14 protein-coding genes are annotated in these 14,585 nt (G+C 67.8%); 4 read left to right on the forward strand and 10 right to left on the reverse strand.

What is annotated here, in order from left to right; all coding sequences use genetic code 11:
- Positions 1–146 precede the first annotated feature (146 nt).
- A complete protein-coding gene (locus ACFY3V_RS01840) occupies positions 147–1,643 on the reverse strand; it encodes an amidohydrolase (protein WP_389769002.1) in 1,497 nt (498 codons plus the stop codon).
- 213 nt (positions 1,644–1,856) lie between these two features.
- On the reverse strand, positions 1,857–2,744 hold the full coding sequence (locus ACFY3V_RS01845) for an alpha/beta fold hydrolase (RefSeq protein ID WP_389769005.1): 888 nt from the start codon (positions 2,742–2,744) through the stop codon (positions 1,857–1,859).
- Positions 2,745–2,828: 84 nt separating this feature from the next.
- On the opposite strand from ACFY3V_RS01845, the gene ACFY3V_RS01850 reads away from it, so the two are divergent.
- Together ACFY3V_RS01850 and ACFY3V_RS01855 are read left to right on the forward strand one after the other, a co-directional pair.
- On the forward strand, positions 2,829–3,308 hold the full coding sequence (locus ACFY3V_RS01850; RefSeq protein ID WP_389769008.1) for a MarR family winged helix-turn-helix transcriptional regulator: 480 nt from the start codon (positions 2,829–2,831) through the stop codon (positions 3,306–3,308).
- A 199-nt stretch (positions 3,309–3,507) separates the two neighbouring features.
- On the forward strand, positions 3,508–5,502 hold the full coding sequence (locus tag ACFY3V_RS01855; RefSeq protein ID WP_350948056.1) for a hypothetical protein: 1,995 nt from the start codon (positions 3,508–3,510) through the stop codon (positions 5,500–5,502).
- An 8-nt stretch (positions 5,503–5,510) separates the two neighbouring features.
- Here ACFY3V_RS01855 and ACFY3V_RS01860 read toward each other — a convergent pair whose 3' ends face one another.
- Both ACFY3V_RS01860 and ACFY3V_RS01865 read right to left on the reverse strand, forming a co-directional pair.
- Complete coding sequence (locus tag ACFY3V_RS01860) at positions 5,511–5,933, reverse strand: hypothetical protein (RefSeq protein WP_350948055.1); 423 nt, start codon at positions 5,931–5,933, stop codon at positions 5,511–5,513.
- A 115-nt stretch (positions 5,934–6,048) separates the two neighbouring features.
- A complete protein-coding gene (locus tag ACFY3V_RS01865; protein WP_389769012.1) occupies positions 6,049–7,620 on the reverse strand; it encodes a hypothetical protein in 1,572 nt (523 codons plus the stop codon).
- Positions 7,621–7,850: 230 nt separating this feature from the next.
- Here ACFY3V_RS01865 and ACFY3V_RS01870 point away from each other — a divergent pair, with 230 nt between their 5' ends.
- Positions 7,851–8,327 (forward strand): ATP-binding protein, encoded by a 477-nt coding sequence (locus tag ACFY3V_RS01870; protein ID WP_389769015.1) that lies wholly within the window; start codon positions 7,851–7,853, stop codon positions 8,325–8,327.
- A 46-nt stretch (positions 8,328–8,373) separates the two neighbouring features.
- Here the strand turns inward: ACFY3V_RS01870 and ACFY3V_RS01875 are convergent, their stop codons facing one another.
- Both ACFY3V_RS01875 and ACFY3V_RS01880 read right to left on the reverse strand, forming a co-directional pair.
- A complete protein-coding gene (locus tag ACFY3V_RS01875; protein WP_362895550.1) occupies positions 8,374–9,291 on the reverse strand; it encodes a TIGR03619 family F420-dependent LLM class oxidoreductase in 918 nt (305 codons plus the stop codon).
- Between the two features lie 412 nt (positions 9,292–9,703).
- On the reverse strand, positions 9,704–10,588 hold the full coding sequence (locus ACFY3V_RS01880; protein WP_389769018.1) for an SDR family oxidoreductase: 885 nt from the start codon (positions 10,586–10,588) through the stop codon (positions 9,704–9,706).
- A gap of 114 nt (positions 10,589–10,702) precedes the next feature.
- On the opposite strand from ACFY3V_RS01880, the gene ACFY3V_RS01885 reads away from it, so the two are divergent.
- Complete coding sequence (locus ACFY3V_RS01885) at positions 10,703–11,635, forward strand: LysR family transcriptional regulator (RefSeq protein WP_362895554.1); 933 nt, start codon at positions 10,703–10,705, stop codon at positions 11,633–11,635.
- A 150-nt stretch (positions 11,636–11,785) separates the two neighbouring features.
- Here ACFY3V_RS01885 and ACFY3V_RS01890 read toward each other — a convergent pair whose 3' ends face one another.
- The 4 genes from ACFY3V_RS01890 to ACFY3V_RS01905 form a co-directional block, all read right to left on the reverse strand.
- Complete coding sequence (locus ACFY3V_RS01890; RefSeq protein WP_362895556.1) at positions 11,786–12,232, reverse strand: type II toxin-antitoxin system VapC family toxin; 447 nt, start codon at positions 12,230–12,232, stop codon at positions 11,786–11,788.
- A gap of 4 nt (positions 12,233–12,236) precedes the next feature.
- Positions 12,237–12,527, reverse strand: coding sequence for a hypothetical protein (locus ACFY3V_RS01895; RefSeq protein ID WP_350948048.1), 291 nt, complete (start codon positions 12,525–12,527; stop codon positions 12,237–12,239).
- Between the two features lie 160 nt (positions 12,528–12,687).
- Positions 12,688–13,875, reverse strand: a complete 1,188-nt coding sequence (metK, locus tag ACFY3V_RS01900) for a methionine adenosyltransferase (protein WP_350948047.1) — start codon at positions 13,873–13,875, stop codon at positions 12,688–12,690.
- A gap of 258 nt (positions 13,876–14,133) precedes the next feature.
- Positions 14,134–14,529 carry a hypothetical protein gene (locus ACFY3V_RS01905; protein WP_362895560.1) on the reverse strand — a complete coding sequence of 132 codons (396 nt, stop codon included), beginning with the start codon at positions 14,527–14,529 and terminating at the stop codon, positions 14,134–14,136.
- Positions 14,530–14,585: the final 56 nt, after the last annotated feature.

Raw genomic sequence — 14,585 nt, forward strand, 5'->3', positions numbered from 1 at the left:
GTGACAGCCCGGTCTCGTGCCGTTGACGGCGAGAGGCGACCCCGGCGCGATCGCCCGCAGGGCCGGTCGAATGGAGCGGCCCTGTCGCAATCGTCCGCTGAGCCGATCAGATGGAGCGGACGCGGCGCGATCGCCCGCGAGTCCGGTCAGATGGAGCGGCGGTGGGTCCAGCGGCCACCGAGCAGGGTGCCGAGGATCGGCATGCGGCGCAGGCCGTCCCCGTCCAGCCCGGCCGGATCGTACTCGGTGATCACCAGGTCGGCGGGGTCTCCCGGACGCACACCCGTACGTCCCCTGGCCGCCGCCGCGAGCGCCGCCGGAAGCGGGATCGCCTGCTCCGGGTGCCACGGCGGCCGCTCGTCGTCGGTCCTGGCCACGGCGGAGGCGATCCCGTCCCACGGGTCGAGCGGCGCCACCGGGGCGTCGGAGCCCAGCTCGACGACCGCTCCGGCCGCCAGCAGGTCGGCGTAGGCGAAGGCCCTGCCGGTCCGTCCCCGCCAGTGCAGGTCGGCCACGTCGCGATCGTCCGGCGCGTGGGCGGGCTGCACGCCCGCGACCAGCCCCGGCCTGGCGAACCTCCCGAAGTCCTCGGGGCGGACGAGCTGCGCGTGCTCGATCCGCCCCGGGCAGCCGACCCGCTCGAAGGCGTCCAGCGCGATGCCCACCGCCAGATCGCCGATCGCGTGCACCGCCGGGTCGATCCCGTGCCCGGCCGCCAGGGCCATCACGCCGTACAACTCCTCGGGCGCCGTCTCCAGCAGCCCGCGCGCCTCGCCGCCGGGGTACGGGTCCTCGCAGTAGGCGGTCCTGGTGTTCAGCGACCCGTCCACGAACGTCTTGACCGGCCCGACCTCCAGCAGACCCTCCGCACCGGCGACGGGATCGCCGGTACGCAGCCCGCGGCCGATCGCCTCCTCCAGCCGGTTCACCGGGATCGAACAGCCGACCCGGACGTCGATCCGCCGCGACCCCACCCGCCGGGTCCAGTCGGTGACGTTGTCGGCGAACTCGAAGTCCAGCACGCCTACGACCCCCCTCGCCGCGGCCGCGGTGGTGGCCTCGGCCACCCAGCGATCCAGCTCGTCCTGCGGCGGCGGGGGCATCTCGGCCATCGCGTCGTAGCAGTCGCGCTCGCGCAGCACCCCCGTCGGGTGCTCGCCCCTGCCGACCACCGCCAGCGCGGCCGGGCTGAACCAGGCGGTGTGCAGATCATTGCTGACCAGGACGATCGGGCGGTCGGGTGCCGCCGCCTGCAGCAGCGACTTGTGCGGCGTGTCCGGCCACAGGCCATCGCGAAAGCCGTAACCGACCGTGAACCCGGACGCACCGAACCCGCCGAACGCGACAGGCGCACCGGATGTGTCCGCCCGCGAGACGACGAGATCGACCGCCTCCCGTGCCGACCGCGCCGAGGTGAGGTCGATCCTGCGCCGGGCCTGCGCCCACTGTACGGAGTGCACGTGCGCGTCCCACAGCCCCGGCAGGAGGGTGCCGCCCCCGACGTCGACCGACTCGTCGCAGGGGGGCGGCTCCGCGGCCACCTCCGCGACCCGGCCGCCGACGATCAGGACATGGCGGAGTGGCCCTCCGGGACCGATCCGTACGTCGCGCAGCAGCAGGCGGGGGGAGGAAGAAGAGGACATGGACCGACTTTAGGCGGACGGTCGGCCGGTCCTTCTTCTCGTTCATCACGGGTACCGACTCCGCCGGTGTGGTGGTTGCCGTGCAGCGGCGTCGACAGCTCAGCGGAGCAGAAATCTTCAATACCAGAACGGCGAAATCGGGGACTCAGGGACAAACTTTCCCCTGCTTATTCCCCCGAGGGCTCGATACAGGCGACCGTCCAGGCACGATGGTCAGGCGGCGTCGACACCTGCGGCGAAGTCATGGATGACCTTCGCCAGCTCTTCGGGGGCTTCCATCGCGGCGTAGTGACCGACGCCGTCGAGTGACACCGAGCTGACCTCGGTGGACGCGGCCCGGGACATGGTGTCGGCGGTGAACGGGCCTCCGCCCGCGCCGACCGCGAGCACGGGCACACTCAGCCCAGGGCTCTCCGCGAGGGCCTTGATCTCAGGGCCGTCCCTCAGCATCGACTGGTAGAGACCGATCGCTCCGCGCCAGCCGTGAGGGCGTGCATAGGTGCGGACGAACTCGTCGATGTCGGCGTCGGTGATCGCGCCCGGGGTCGCGCTCATGCCGGGGAATGCGTACTGGCCGAGAAACTCGCGTTCACGGCCGACGAGCAGCATCTCGGGAATGCCCGGCGCGGCGAGAACACCGATGTGCCAGGCGCCGCCGTGAGTGACGTCGGCCAGCATTTCAAGGCCGAACCCAGGCAGCCCCATCTCGATGGCGGTGAAGCTGAGCACATCTTCCGGATGGGTGGTGGCCAGGCGGAAGACCGTCGCCCCGCTGATGTCCTGTCCGGTGAGGTGGACCGGTCCGACGCCGAGTTGTGCGATCAGCAGGTGCAGATCCTCTGCCGAGGTCCTGCTGTCGTACTTGCCCGGCCCGTTGTCCGAGTCGCCGAAGCCGCGCAGGTCGACGGCGAAAACGCGGTGGTCGACCGCGAGCAGCGGGATGAGCTTCCGGAAGGCCCACCAGGTCTCGGGGAAGCCGTGGACCAGCAGGATCGGCGATCCACCGGTTCCCGCGGCCACGTAGTGCAGGGTGGTTCCGTTGACCGCGACGCGGTGGTGGGTGATCTCCGGGGCGGTGAGACCAACTGGTGTGACGGGCATGTCTCTCCCTGATTCGACAGTCTGGGTGTCGAATAATAGACACCCAGACTGTCGTTTGTCCAAACGCTGCGGTAGCCTGCTCCCATGTCCCGCTCTGGCGCCGATTTGGCACTGCTACTGCTCGGAGGCTTCCGCACACTCGTCGACGCGGCGATCGCCGAGCTGGCCCGGCGCGGCTACGAGGACGTACGTCCCATCCATGACTTCGCCATGCGGGCCATCGCCGCGGGAGCCGACAGCGCCTCAGAACTGGGTCGCCGCCTGTCGATCTCCAAGCAGTCGGCGGCGAGGACCATCTCGGTGTTGCAGGAACGCGGATACGTGACACGCGACACGGACCCCCTCGACGCCCGCCGCAAACGCCTTGAGGTCACCGCGCTCGGCTTCGACGTGCTGCGACAAGGTGAAGCGATCTTCGACGAACTGCGCGATCAGTGGGAACAGCAGATCGGCGCCACCGAGCTCGCGGCCCTTGAGACACACCTGACCGCCCTCGTGGGCGCCATGCCCATACGCTTCGACACCCCCGGCTGGATTGCCCAAGACCTCGGCGAGTCGATCTAGACGACGAAGGCACCCCCACCGAGACCGCTACTCCCAAGGCTCCCGAACAATCAAATTCCTATCCGGCTGCGATCCGGACGCCTAAAGTAAAATCGGGGATTGCCTTCGGCGGGAGACTTTCGATATGGGACCGAGCTCGCCTGCTCCATCGGAAAACGGGTCATCTCCGGATGAATACTCTGGAATCAACCCAGAGCTCATGGAACAATTCATCGCCTCACTGGAGCATGCGCGAAAGGTGATAGGTGAGCAGCTCCCGGCGATCCTCCGGCTGCTTTCCTCGGTGGACGCCGACCGGTCCGCGGCGTTGCCGATCCGCGAGATCGAAGGCTGGCTGGACCAGGAGATCCCGCGATTGCGCAGACGAAACCAGCTGATCCAGGAGCCCGACCTCCTGACGAACTGGGCCCCAAGCCTGACCGGTCCTGGTCTGCCGGGCCTCACGCCGGGACCGGGGCGCGAAGGACTCATCGCCTTCGACGAGAAGACCCTGGCCAGATCCGCTCTCGCCACCAACGAGGGCAGGCAGCTCGCGGAGACCCTCGCCGCCCAGGGGCACCCGACTCCCTATTCCTCCAAGAAACTCTATGACGGGATCTTCGGCCAACTCGCCGAGAGGCGGCAGGACCCCGACTTCACCGCGGGATTCTTCGCCACCCTCGGCCCGAAGGGCGCGGCCGCCGCGCTCAGGAAACTGAACGACTACCACGGAGAATCCGCCAAGAAGCACTGGAAGACCATGGGAGAGGCCCTCGCCACGGCGGTGGCCCGGCGCCCGAAAACGCTCGGCCCGTCCTGGGAGCCGGAGAACCTCAGGAAGATACAGGCGGGCAACCTGGGCCTGGTGCTCGGCCATGGCAGGTTCCCCTTCACGTGGCTCGCTAAGGTGATCCGTCCCCTCACCCAGAGATCCCCCGGCGCCGGGGCCTTCACCCGCCAGGCCGCCGACCTGAGCCACTTCCTGTCCGCTCTGGCCAACAATCCGGAAACGGCCAGGGCATTGTTCAACGGCATGTCTCCCGAAGATCGCAAGGACCTGTTCTCCGCACTCAACCGGGAGGTCGCCCTCTACACCAACGAGCACGACGAGATCGCCTTCGCCCCGGAGGCGGAGTTCGGCCGGATGCTCGCCGCCGGAGCCGGTGTCTTCGAGAAGCGCTCCCCTGGCCCCGAGGCGGTGCGATTCGCCTTCAACGCCATGACGACCATGGGCAATCTCCGGACGGAAGCGGACTTCCGCAATCCGGAGGGGCAGCCGATGGAGGTGGCGAAGGGCGCGAGAATCTTCATGTCGATGCTCGCGGGCGCCTACCCCGCCGAAATGATCGAGGGCGCCAGCTTTCGGGACGCCAACCGAACCAAGGACAGCGTTTTCGACAAGACAGACACGCTCATTCTGGGACTCAAACCGAAGTTCGTTCTCAGTCCAGGCGACACTTATCGGTTCATGAAGACATTTGCCGACTCCGTAGAGCGGATGAAGCCATTCACGGAGGGGATGGGGAAGTTCTCCAGACATCTCATGGACTCGGCCGCAGCAAAGGACCAGGGAAAGAACACTGAATACATGGGGCGCGCTTTCATGGGATTGGGCTATTTGGCAGGAATGCAGATCGCCGCCGCGAACGAAGTCCAGGGGAAAATGGATGAGTACGACCAGAAGGTGCGGGACCGAATCTTCTTCCTCTTGGGCCTGGGCGTCGACCTCGTAGGGTTCGGCATCGGGGAGGGGGGTGCCGCGTTGTTTGACCTCTCGGGTCCTCTCGTCGAGATGGACGGGGCCGACGAGCTGATCTGGTTGATGATCAGCAAGACCGCGAGCGAGACCATCGACTCGCACAAGGACATCGAAGGAACCCGCCTGGACAAGCTCAAGGAGAGCAACCGCCTGGCCACCTTGGGCAGCGAATACTGGATATTTCACGAGCTGAAGCGCTACGGGTTCTCGTACAAGGTACCTCCCAGCGACCCCGCCTTCAGCGATCCACCCATCACCGGAGCCAATGGGAACCTCCTCCCCTTCGGCACGCTGGCAAAGGATCCGAAGGCACTGAAGAACCTTGCCAACTGGCTGATCAGCAACGGCTCGGGAAGTGGAGACAAAAGCACAGCCGGAGAAGCCGCAGCAGAAATCGACCTCCTCTTCACCGGCGCAAAGGGAAAAACCAGGGATAACCCCGCACCATGGGGGTGACGACAGCATCAAGAGGTTCTTAGACACTCGGTTTCCCCGGAGAGAACGAAGTTTTTTTCTTTGGGCGAAGTGGTCACCACTTTAACGTACGACTCTTTCTTGACCAGCTCGTCACGCGGCGCCACCGGATCAGCAGAAGCGACTTTATAGCCTCGCTTGATCAGGCCGCCGGCCAACAGATTGAGCGTACCTACCGGATCATCCACACTGGATGTGCTCACTCCAGTAATTCCATACGTCCGCTTGGACTTACCTTCCCCGCAAGGAATGTTCCTGCCACCTTCATTTGTCACTTTGACATCTTCCGCTTGAATCAGATTCATCAACCAGTCGATGTCCGCCTTCAGTGTCATCTCGGCCTGCGCCGCCGTCGGCCCTGGAGGATCGGAGGAGCACGCCCCCAGGGCCAGCACTCCCAGGGCAGCGACCATAGCTGACCCGATACGAGCGAATGCAGGATGCGCCACGAATCTCACCGTCCACGTCGGCCGACATCACTTAGCTCCCATGATGTCCGAGAGTTATGAAATTTCCAGGCAGAATTCCTTAAACGTCACTCACGATGGCCAGAGAACGTAGTCGCTCGTCCAGATCTCGAACATGTCTGCTCTCCGCCCATGGCTGAAGCCGGGCGCGCACCTGTCGGACGGACTTCGCGAGCCTCTCGGAGCTGTGAGTCGTGATGATGTTCGTGGCCTGACCGATCACCGCGACAGCCTCGGGAATCTCGCGCTTCTGGATCAAGGCGGTTGCGTATTCCAGTTGCAGGATGCCCCGTTCCCGAACAGAGTCGGCCCCCATCCTGGCGAGCCGCCGCTCGGCTTCGGTTATCGCCCGGTCTGGTTGCTTGAGTTCAAGGAGACAGAACACACCGTAGGAAGCGACGCGATCCTGGGTGAGCCAGAACAGGTGACGGAGGTTCGGATCATTTGGCTTCGCGCCCGCCAGGTCGGTGGCGCGATCGAGGAGTCGGAGCCCGCCGTGGTCTCGCCTGGTGCTGGAGATCACCCGAGCCACCTGGATGGAGGTCGCCGCCTGCTGTAGGGGGTTGCCGCTCTCTCTGGCCCAGCCTTCAGCGGCGAAGACGTGGTCCATGGCCACCGTGGGCTTCTTTTCATAAAGCGCCATGTAGGCCGCCAGCCCGTGCAGATGAGCAAGGAGGGCAGGAGCACGCAGTTCGTGGGCCGCTGTCAGCCCTTCGGCATACCGACGAGCAGCAACGGCGTAGTCCCTCAAATCAAAGTGACACCAGCCCGTCATGTGGCTCAGGCTCCAGTAAAGGCGCAGCAGCCGCTCACGCAGAGGTGAGGTGAGAGAGCCCCGTTTCAGCAGGTCGTCGACCATGACGCGCTTGGCCTCGGCTATCGGCAGGACCCGCTGGGGGCCGGATGCCTCGTCCATGGCCCACAGCCGGGCCGTGAGTCGCTCCAGCACGTCGATGGTGGCCGCGTCGATCGGGTGCTGGTGGCGGGCGGCCGCTGCCAGGCGTTCCCGTTCCGGTGGGGTGAGGTGGCGCAGCAGGCCCAGGGCCGGGGTTCCGCCCAGGAGCAGGGCGAGTTCGAAGAGCAGTTCGCGGCGTTTCACGTCGGCCTCCTCTGCGCCGACCGCGCGCAGCAGGTCGGCGCAGAGGGTGGGCGCGGGAACGAGTGGGGGAAGTGCCTTCGTTCCCTTGGTTCCCGGGATGGCCGGCGCGGACACCTCACGGCGGTAGTGCGCGTCGAGGTGACGGTGATCCGTCTGGTCGATCAGGTCGCGGTCGCGTACCCCGTAGGAGGCGTAGACCTCGTCGGTGACCAGGCGGCGGGCGGTGGTCTGGTAGATGCGCGCGAAGATGGCGATCGCCCCGGCACCGGGACGTCGCCCGGCCTGCGGCCATGCCTCGTAGTCGTAGAAGCGCGCGGCGCGCAGGGTCGCGGTGCCCGCGGGGTCGAGGTCGTTGTAGGCGGCCACCACGTCGCCCGCGGTGCGACCGTGGGCGTAGCGGTACAGGCGCAACGGGCTGACCTGGTGATCGAGGGCGAACACCCCGGCGATCTGGTCGAACGTGAGGCGGCAGGCCCTCAGCGCCTCGCTGCGCCGCCTGCATCCCAGCAGGATCCGGTATCCCTCTCCGGGCATCCTCGACTCCCTTCCCCGAACACACACGGATCGTATGCCCACGGTTACGGAGAATGACAGTCCGTGGGGGAAGTGGGGATCCTCGACCGCTGGACGCGGCGTTCTCGCAGGTCAGAACTGCTGTACGCGGAGTATCCGATCGACGGCGTCCCGGAGGGCTACCGCACGGGAGCGCCGGGCCACTGTTCTGCCAACGATTTTCCCCTGACCAGGAGAGCAGGAGAGCGCGCATGACCACTGCCCACGACGGCGTGGCCCCGGAACTCATCGAGGCGATGGTACGGCTCAGCCCGGGCGGCATGACCTGGCGGCGGACCTTCCCCGGTCATCTCTGTCAGGTTCCCGAGGCTCGACGCTTCGTCCGGTTTCTCCTGGTCGACTCCCCGTTCGGCCAGGACGCGGAGCAGGTCGTCGCCGAGCTCGCCGCCAACGCGATCCGCCACACCGCGAGCGGGCGACCGTACGGCACGTTCGTCGTCGAGGTCGTCCGCAGGCCCGAGGTCACCCGCGTGACGGTCTACGACTCCGGCCAGGGCGCCGTCCCCACTCTCCTCCACCCCACCCTTCTCCGCGAGGGCGGCCGAGGTCTTCCCCTGGTCGTCGCCCTCGCCTCCCGGGTCGGCTGCCAGGGCACCCGGTCCCACGGCCACGCCGTCTGGGCCCAGTTCACCGGCGAGAGGCACCCCGCATCCCCCGAGTGCTCATGACGAGCGGGCCGTCATGAGCACTGGGGCCTGCTCGGAGTTCGAATTCTCAGCCGGCGTTCAGCCTGGTGATGAGCTCATGCGCGACGTCCATGAACTGATCGCGTGAGGACGTCGTCGTCTGCAGGTCGACGAACGCCTCGTGGGCACCGGCCTGGGCGAGGGTCAGCAGGTAGTCACCGATCTGCCGCACGGTTCCGACGTGCGGTACCTGGTCGTCGGGCGCGGGAGAATCGGTGATCTTCGGATTGACGCGCACCACCATTCGCAGGGCCGACGGGTCCCGGTCGACGCGTGCCGCGGTCTGCAGCGCCATATCCCACAGGGAGGTCAGATAGGGCATGGGTATCGCCGCGCTCAGCCAGCCGTCGGCTCGCCTGCCGATCCTCTCCATGGACGAGGGCGTGTAACCGGCGAGCAGGATCGGGGGGCGCGGCCGCTGGAAGGGCTTGAGGTCGATGTGCGACGGCGGCACGGTCCACAGCGCACCCTTGTGCTCGACGACCTCACTGCTCCAGGCGGCCTCCATCACGTCGAGCGTTTCTTCGAGCCGGGCTCCCCTCCCCTGCCAGGGCACCCCGGTCGCGGTGTATTCGTCACGCAGCCATCCGAGACCGATGCCGACGTCCAGCCGTCCGTGGCTGAGCAGGTCGAGCGAGGTCAGCATGCGGGCGAGCAGGACCGGCGGTTGCCACAGCGCGTTGAGCGTGCTGGTTCCCAGCCTGACCTCCCGAGTGCTGACGGCGGCGAGTGTCAACGCGGTCAGCGGGTCGAAGAACGTCGCGAAGGCCGGAGGGATCTCGCCGTCTCCTCCCGGGTAGGGGTCGCTGGGTTCGAGCGGCACCATGATCCGATCACCCGCCCACAGGCTGCTGTAACCCATGGCCTCCAGATCCGCGCTGGCCTGCCGGATGAAATCCGGGTCGGCGAAGGCGCCGTACTGCGGGACTGTATATCCGATCTGCATGAGCTGCTCCTTGATACTTCGCCATGGAAAGCCGGGAGGAACTGAGGCGCATATTGCGTACGCGTCTCGATACCCGGACGCTCCCGGTCTAACGTCCAGGGAGACGTTAGGCGACACCCCTTGGACATGATTTGCGATCGGGTTGGAGTCTGGCCTCCGGGCCCTAAAAGCCCACTTAAGACCTTGATGTGACGTCCCCTCGGGGCAGCACGACCGGGGCGTTCCTTGGCCTTCTGGTGGCCCGTCACGCAACCTTGGTTGGGTAACCGGTCCAGCTGCGGATGGGTGAGCCGACGGCGAAGTTCGTCTTGGGCTGGGCTCGGGCGTTGCGCCGGCGCACGTAGGTACCGATCGCCGCGTTCTGCTGCCGGCCGGTCAGGACCGAGCAGGAATGACCGGCGAAGCTGCGGGCTCAGCTCTTGAAGTAGTGTCCCGCGTTCAGATCGGCGATGAGCCCAGGTAGGCCGGGACGCCAGTCCAGCAGCTTCTGGGTCAGGGCGGAGGAGGCCGGCATGTCCAGCGTGACGAAGGAGGCCAGCCAGCCGAAGTGCTCGCCCGCCTCCCGCGCGGGGATCGCGGTCACCGGCACGCCGAGCCGGTGCCCGATGACGCCGGCGACGTCGCGTACCGGCACACCCTCCTCGGCGACGGCGTGCAGCCGCGCGCCCGCGGGAGCCTCCTCCAGGGCCAGCCGGTACAGGTGAGCGGCGTCCAGCCGGTGCACGCTCGGCCACCGGGGGTCGCCGTCGCTCACGTACGCGGAAACACCCTTCGCGCGGGCGATGCCGATCGCGGCCGCGACGAACCCCGGGTCACCCTCTCCATGCACCAGCGGCAGCCGCACTACCGAGACCCGCACTTCGCGCTCCGCGAACGACAGCGCCACCTGCTCGGCCGCCCCTCGGGGCGAATGCGTCCCCGGCTCGTCCTTCTCGGTGCCGACGTGGCCGGGCGGGAGCAGGCCGGTGCCCGAGGTGACCACGAGCGGCCGGCCGGACCCCGCCAACGCCTCGCCGAGCGCCGCGATGGCTCGCCGGTCGGTCTGGTTGGCGGCTTCGAAGTTCGCGAAGTCGTGCACGAAGGCCAGGTGGATGACGCCGTCGGCGGCGGCGGCCCCGTCGCGCAGGCCGGCGAGGTCGTCGAGCGAGCCGGGGTGGGGCTCGGCTCCGGCGGCCCTCAACGCTGCGGCGGCCTCATCCGTACGGGCCAGACCGGTCACCTGATGCCCGGCCTCGATGAGCTCACGTACGACGGCGGACCCCACGAAACCCGTGGCGCCGGTGACGAAAACACGCATGATGATCTCCTTCTTCAGCGGTGTTCCCATCGTCGGAGCCGGTGCCGTGCGGCGTCCAAGGCCTGTCGCTCATCGGGCGATACGTTTCAGGCATCACCGCAGTAGGCTGCGGGCATGCCCCAGTCGCCCGATCTCGATCTGCGGCTCGTGCGCTACTTCACGGCCGTCGCCGAGCACCGGCACTTCGGCCGCGCCGCCGAGGCCCTGCACATCACCCAGCCGTCGCTGAGCCGGCAGATCCGCGCCCTTGAGCGGCAACTGGGCGCCCTCCTGCTCGACCGAACCCCGCAGGGCACGCGACTCACCGAGGCCGGCGAGGTCTTCCTGCCCCGCGCGAAGACACTGCTGCACGCGGCCGCCCAGGCGGCGGCGCAGGCCCGCGCCGCCGCTCGGCCCAGCCGGATCACCATCGGGTACACGATGGGCCTCATCGTCACGCCGGCCGTGCGCGAACTGCGCCGCCTGCATCCGGATGCCGACGTACGCACCTCACACGTGGCCTGGAACGAGCCGCGCCCCGCTCTGCTCGACTACCGTGTGGACGCGGTGGTGACCCGGCTGCCGTTGGCGACCGACGGGCTCGACGTGACGATCCTCTACGGCGAGCCGCGCGTGCTGCTGCTCTCGCGCGACCACCGCCTGGCGGGCAGGGGATCCGTGACGCTCGCCGACATCGCCGACGAGCCGTTGCCCCGACTGGCCGACCCGGACCCGGCCTGGGAGGCGTACTGGCGCATCGATCCCAGGCCCGACGGCCGCCCGGCCCCCGACGGCCCCGTCGTCACCGACATCGAGGACAAGTCCGAGCTGATCGCCGCCGGGGAGGTGGTGGCCATCATAGGCGGCCCGCCCCTTGTCAACCTCCGCCCGGACATCACCTCGATCCCTCTGGAGGGCGTCGAGCCGAGCCACGTCGTGCTGGCGACCCGGGCCGGCGACCGCAACCGCCTGGTGTCGGCGTTCCGCAAATCCGCCAGGGCGCTGCTCACCGGTTCGCGGGCACCCCTGAGGTCGTCGGAGGCGGCGGGTGGTCCGGCGGGTGAATGACGTACGTCACGCCGCCGCTGCCGGTGCTGCGCAGCCACACCTTCTCGAAGCCTCTCCGAGCAGGACCGGCAAGCCTTTGTCGAGCTGATCGACCACCGCTGCCACTAACGGCGCAGATCCCAACCATGATCCCGAAGTGTCACCGGAGTACTAGACAGAGGTGAAACCAAGCGCCGCGGCGGCCTCGCTCTGCGCGGTGTCACGACTGGCGAAGCCGAGCTTGTCCCCCGGCTCCTCCAGAAGCGGCACGGCCGCCAGCTCCGCGGTGGCGAGATGCATGGCGTCGAGCGCACGAAGGGCATGGGTGTAGACGATCTCCACCGCCCGGCGTTCCACGGCGTCACGGGAAGCGCTCAGCAACGTGACCGGGCCGTCCTCTCCAAGGTCCGCCGCCAGTACGGCAAGCCTGGTGTCCAGTTCCAGCAGCCGCCTGGCGCGAGAGGCGCGGACCAGCAGCCCGGTCACCTCCACCACGGTCAAGGTGCTCGTGACGAGGAGGTGTTCGGGGTCTTCGAGGAGGTCCCTGGCCCGGTCGTGACCGGGTTCGTCGCGGAGGTAGGCGCAGGCCAGAACCGAGGAATCGACGTAGGTGAGCACGAGGTCAGCGGCCTTCCGCCCAGAGGTCGTCGAGGACCGGTCCCGCGCCCTCGGTGGCCGCGAGCGCGCGCTCCCGGTCGGCTTCGGTCACGGGAGGGGAGGGGGGTCGCTCGGCGAGCACTCCGAGCCTTCGCGCTCGGGCGCGAAGCTCCGCCCGGGCGTCCAGCGCCTCGTCGGAGACGCCGTGGGCGAGGATCTCCCCGGCGGTCGCGTTGATGGATCGGCCGGTGCGGCGGGCCCTTCGCGTTATGCGACGATGAAGATCGTCATCGATGCGGAGAAGGAGTTGCTTCATTCATCGATGATATCAATCGAAGCCTTGAAAGTGATATCACTCGCCGTCGAGGGACGCGCTTTCGCGGTCGTGATCCGGTATCCCGCCGGGCGGGACAGCGGCCGGGAACACGAACGGCCCCCGCGAAGGAGTTCGCGGGGGCCGTCTTGGAACGTGCGGGTCAGAGACCGGCGGCGGAGCGCAGGGCGTCGGCGCGGTCGGTGGACTCCCAGGAGAAGCCCTCGCGGCCGAAGTGACCGTACGCGGAGGTGCCCGAGTAGATCGGGCGGAGCAGGTCGAGGTCGCGGATGATCGCGGCCGGACGCAGGTCGAAGACCTCGAGCACGGCCTGCTGGATCTTCTCGACGTCGGTCTTCTCGGTGCCGAAGGTCTCGATGAACACGCCGACCGGGTGTGCCTTGCCGATGGCGTAGGCGACCTGGACCTCGGCGCGGTCGGCGAGACCGGCGGCCACGATGTTCTTCGCGACCCAGCGCATGGCGTAGGCGGCCGAGCGGTCGACCTTGGACGGGTCCTTGCCGGAGAAGGCGCCGCCACCGTGGCGGGACATGCCGCCGTAGGTGTCAACGATGATCTTGCGGCCGGTCAGGCCGGCGTCGCCCATGGGGCCGCCGATCTCGAAGCGGCCGGTCGGGTTGACCAGGAGGCGGTAACCCTCGGTGGCGATCTCCAGGCCGGCGAGGACCGGGTCGACCACGTGCTCCTTGATGTCGGGAGCGAGCATCTCCTTGAGGTCGATCTCGGCCGCGTGCTGGGTGGAGACCACCACGGTGTCGAGCCGGACGGGCGTGTCGCCCTCGTACTCGACGGTGACCTGGGTCTTGCCGTCGGGGCGCAGGTAGGGCACCGTGCCGTCCTTGCGGACCTGCGACAGACGCTCGGCGAGACGGTGCGCCAGCAGGATCGGCAGCGGCATCAGCTCGGGGGTCTCGCGGCAGGCGTAGCCGAACATGAGCCCCTGGTCACCGGCACCCTGGCGGTCGAGGTCGTCGCCGGCCTCGCCCTCACGGTTCTCGTAGGCGTCGTCGACGCCCTGCGCGATGTCGGGCGACTGCGCGCCGATGGACACCGACACGCCACAGGAGGCGCCGTCGAAGCCCTTGTGCGAGGCGTCGTAACCGATCTCGAGGATCTTCTCCCGGATGAGGCCGGGGATGTCGACGTAGGTCTCCGTCGTCACCTCTCCGGCGACGTGGACCTGACCGGTGGTGATCAGCGTCTCGACCGCGACACGGCTCTTGGGGTCACCCTTGAGCATGGCGTCGAGAATCGCGTCACTGATCTGGTCGGCGATCTTGTCCGGGTGGCCTTCTGTGACCGACTCGGAGGTGAAAAGGCGACGGGACAAGTCAGTGGCTCCTCATGCAGCGGCTGCTGGCGTTTGGGGGCTCTGGCGTCGGCGGACACCAGTAGCGCTCCGGCGAATTCTAGCCCCACCCGATGTGGAGCCGCGAAATCGTCTCAGATCGTGTCACCTTAAAGTCTCGGCTCGCATACGGGAAAGAGCCCCGTCCCGTGCGGAGCCGGGATCGAAAGGTCCGCGACCGGCACATGGGATGCGCTCGACCGCAACACAGCGACGAAGTACCCCAAAGCCCGCCCTTACTCATAAATCGGGCAACGGATCGGGAGGGAGCGTCTCGGGGGCGAAGACCTCGGCGTCGGCGGCGGCGATCACCGCGGCGTACTCCTCGTCGATCTCGAACACCATCCCGCCGAGTTCGATCGCCGCGCCCATGGAGAGCTCCAGCGGGCCGAGCCGGGTGCGACGGGAGTGAGTGGCGTACACCGAGGTCGGCGCGTCACGATCGAAGAACTTGGTGGAGATCACGCAGATGGTGCGATCGGTGACCACGATGAGGAAGGTCGCCATGCACGGATTTCCCACCGACAGCGCCGGCAGGACGTAGTGGATCTCCTCACCCGGGGGAAGCAACGCCCGGCATCGAGCCCTCACGGCGGCGGCGACCGGCATGATCGAAACCCCTCCCAGGCGCGACATCGCAGGTCATCTCGGACGAAGTATCCGCCGGGAGGTGGCCTACGGCAAGGGGTCAG

This window comes from Streptosporangium sp. NPDC000095 (assembly GCF_042899335.1).
GTDB lineage: Bacteria > Actinomycetota > Actinomycetes > Streptosporangiales > Streptosporangiaceae > Streptosporangium.

Coding starts and splice junctions, on each gene's coding strand:
- ACFY3V_RS01840 (WP_389769002.1), bottom strand. CDS start 1,643: ATGTCCTCTTCTTCCTCCCCCCGCCTGCTGCTGCGCGACGTACGGATC.
- ACFY3V_RS01845 (WP_389769005.1), bottom strand. CDS start 2,744: ATGCCCGTCACACCAGTTGGTCTCACCGCCCCGGAGATCACCCACCAC.
- ACFY3V_RS01850 (WP_389769008.1), top strand. CDS start 2,829: ATGTCCCGCTCTGGCGCCGATTTGGCACTGCTACTGCTCGGAGGCTTC.
- ACFY3V_RS01855 (WP_350948056.1), top strand. CDS start 3,508: ATGGAACAATTCATCGCCTCACTGGAGCATGCGCGAAAGGTGATAGGT.
- ACFY3V_RS01860 (WP_350948055.1), bottom strand. CDS start 5,933: ATGGTCGCTGCCCTGGGAGTGCTGGCCCTGGGGGCGTGCTCCTCCGAT.
- ACFY3V_RS01865 (WP_389769012.1), bottom strand. CDS start 7,620: ATGCCCGGAGAGGGATACCGGATCCTGCTGGGATGCAGGCGGCGCAGC.
- ACFY3V_RS01870 (WP_389769015.1), top strand. CDS start 7,851: ATGACCACTGCCCACGACGGCGTGGCCCCGGAACTCATCGAGGCGATG.
- ACFY3V_RS01875 (WP_362895550.1), bottom strand. CDS start 9,291: ATGCAGATCGGATATACAGTCCCGCAGTACGGCGCCTTCGCCGACCCG.
- ACFY3V_RS01880 (WP_389769018.1), bottom strand. CDS start 10,588: ATGCGTGTTTTCGTCACCGGCGCCACGGGTTTCGTGGGGTCCGCCGTC.
- ACFY3V_RS01885 (WP_362895554.1), top strand. CDS start 10,703: ATGCCCCAGTCGCCCGATCTCGATCTGCGGCTCGTGCGCTACTTCACG.
- ACFY3V_RS01895 (WP_350948048.1), bottom strand. CDS start 12,527: ATGAAGCAACTCCTTCTCCGCATCGATGACGATCTTCATCGTCGCATA.
- ACFY3V_RS01905 (WP_362895560.1), bottom strand. CDS start 14,529: ATGTCGCGCCTGGGAGGGGTTTCGATCATGCCGGTCGCCGCCGCCGTG.